The 2,671-nt window shown below is 75.9% G+C and carries 1 protein-coding gene and 1 pseudogene; one reads left to right on the forward strand and one right to left on the reverse strand.

Going from position 1 to position 2,671, the window contains the following annotated elements:
• Nucleotides 1-132, forward strand: a pseudogene (locus GTW67_RS13145) (histidine phosphatase family protein); the annotation flags it as partial.
• A gap of 71 nt (nucleotides 133-203) precedes the next feature.
• Here the strand turns inward: GTW67_RS13145 and serB are convergent.
• Nucleotides 204-1,436, reverse strand: coding sequence for a phosphoserine phosphatase SerB (serB, locus tag GTW67_RS13150; protein WP_161164997.1), 1,233 nt, complete (start codon nucleotides 1,434-1,436; stop codon nucleotides 204-206).
• Nucleotides 1,437-2,671 lie beyond the last annotated feature (1,235 nt).

Raw genomic sequence — 2,671 nt, forward strand, 5'->3', positions numbered from 1 at the left:
TACGTCCGGGAGCGGATGGGCCGCCGCGGCTTCCCGGCCGCCGCCTTCGCCGTCCTGACCTTCACCGGCTCCTGGAAGACCGTGGAGCCGGGCGTGGCCTCGCTGGTCGACTACTGGGTGCCGACCGACTGACCGACTCGACCCGACGCGGCAGGGCCCGGCATCCGCGCACGCGGTCCGGGCCCTCGTCGTACGGCGGCGGGTCAGGGCAGGTCGAGGCCGTCGGGGAGGTCCTCGTCCAGGATGTCCGCCGCCTCGACCTCCTCGCGGGTGATGCCGAGCAGGTAGAGGACCGTGTCGAGGAACGGCACGTTCACCGCGGTGTGCGCCGCCTCGCGCACCACCGGCTTGGCGTTGAAGGCGACCCCGAGTCCGGCCGCGTTCAGCATGTCCAGGTCGTTGGCGCCGTCGCCGATCGCCACGGTCTGCGACAGCGGCACGCCCGCCTCGGCGGCGAACCGGCGCAGCAGCCGTGCCTTGCCCGCCCGGTCCACGATCTCCCCGGTGACCCGGCCGGTCAGCCGGCCGTCGACGATCTCCAGCGTGTTGGCCTGGGCGAAGTCCAGCCCCAGCCGCTCCTTCAGATCGTCGGTGACCTGGGTGAAGCCGCCGGAGACGACGCCCACCTGGTAGCCGAGCCGCTTCAGCGTGCGGATCAGGGTGCGGGCACCCGGTGTCAGCCGCACCTCGGCGCGGACCTTCTCCACCACCGAGGCGTCCAGCCCCGCCAGCAGCGCCACGCGCGCGTGCAGCGACTGCTCGAAGTCCAGTTCCCCGCGCATCGCGGCCGCCGTCACCTCGGCGACCTTGTCCTCGCAGCCCGCGTGCGCCGCGAACAGCTCGATGACCTCGTCCTGGATCAGCGTGGAGTCCACGTCCATCACCACCAGGCGCTGCGCCCGCCGGTGCAGGCCGGCCGAGACGACCGCGACGTCCACGCCGAGCGCCGCCGCCTCGGTGGCCAGGGCGGTGCGCAGGGGCTCGGTCGCCGACCCGGACACGGCGAACTCGACCGCGGTCACGGGGTACTTGGCGAGCCGGAAGATGCGGTCGATGTTGCTGCCGGTCCTGGTGATCGTGGCCGCTATGGCGGCCGTCGCCTCGGCGGTGAGGGGGTGGCCGAGCACGGTCACCAGGGAGCGGCCGAGGCCGCGCGGCCGGTTGTCGCCGATGCCGGAGATGATCTCCGCCTGCATCTTCATCGACTCCGCCCAGCTGTGGACGGTCGCCCGCAGATCGCCCTCCAGCGCCCTGGACGGCTCGGTCACGAGCGCGCACAGCACGATCCGGCCACGGGTGACGACCTGCTCGATGTCGACCACGTCGACGGAGTAGGCGGCGAGGGTGTCGAACAGTCCGGCCGTGATGCCGGGCCGGTCCTTGCCGAAGATCTTGACGAGGAGAGTGGGAACGTCAGAGGTCTGCGTAGCGCTCATGGTGCTCCAACCGTATCCGGCACGCGGTGCCTCCCGCCCGCGAGGTCCGCCTGGCGGACACGGAACATTCGCCGACGCGCGGGTGACGCGGGGCTGACCGGACGGCACGGCACGGGGCCCGGCACCGCCACCCGGTCGGGGCGCTGTCTCCGGCGGCCACAGGTGCGCTGCCGGGGTCGGGATGTCCGTGTCCCGGAGTCGTCCGCGCGCTGCGGGACTGGGACGCGGCGTCCCGGAGTCGTCCGCGCGCCGCGCTGCCGGGGTCGGGGCGTCGCATCGCGGAGTGGTCCGCCGCCCCGGCCTCCGGCCCGGCTGCCGGGAGGCTCGGCGTGAGCGGACGGGGCAGGCCGCCCAGGGCGCAGCGCCCCGCGCCCGGGCCGCCGCCGGGAGGCTCGGTGTGAGCGGTTGGGCCCGCTGATCGCCGCGGCACAGCGCCGCGGACGTACCGGCCCCGCGGCACCTCCGTCCTGCGCGGACGACGGGATCACTGCCCGTCCCTCGGCCGTGGTGGCGGCGCCGGGGGAGGGGGCGGCGGGGGCGGCGGCCTCTCGCCCCACCGGGACGACGGCCGGTTTCCGGGCCGCGGAGGCCGTCCCGGCGGACGCGGCGACGGATCCAGCGGGCCGACCACGGTCTCGGCGCCGTACAGGTCGTCACCGTCGTCGGACGGCCGTTCCGGGTCCGGCGACCGCGGCGCCTCGGGCCCGGGAACGCTCGCCTCCGCCCCGCCGGGGCCGTGCCCCGTGCCGCCCGGCGCCCGCCCGCCGTCGGACGGCCACTCACCCTGCGGGGCCACTCCCGCACCCGGGGCTCGGGCGTCTTCGGGGCCGGGCGCCGCGCCCGGCGTACGCAGATAGGGGTTGGTGTCCGGGTTGGGCGGCCGGTACGGGGTGCTGCCGGGCCGGTACGGGGAGCTCCCGGGCCGGTGCGGAGATCCTTCCGTCCCGTGCGGAGATCCTTCCGTCCCGTGCGGAGATCCTTCCGTCCCGTGCGGCGCACTGCTCGTCCCGTACGGCGCTCCGCCGGCCCCGTACGGTGCACCGCCCGCCCCGGACGACTCCACCGCCCCGTACGACGGCACCCCGCGCGCCCCCTCGCCCGCACTCCCGGTGCCCGGGGCATCGCCGTACGGCTGCCCGTACCCGGAGACACCCGGCCCCGCGGGGCTGGATCCGCCTGCCGACCCGGCATATCCAGTGCCGGGGCTCCCTGTCGGCCCCGTGCCCCCCGCCCCG

Source organism: Streptomyces sp. SID5910, assembly GCF_009862125.1.
Lineage (GTDB): Bacteria > Actinomycetota > Actinomycetes > Streptomycetales > Streptomycetaceae > Streptomyces.

What these genes read in the sequence shown, in the direction of transcription:
- serB (WP_161164997.1), bottom strand. Translation starts at nt 1,436, where the DNA reads ATGAGCGCTACGCAGACCTCTGACGTTCCCACTCTCCTCGTCAAGATC.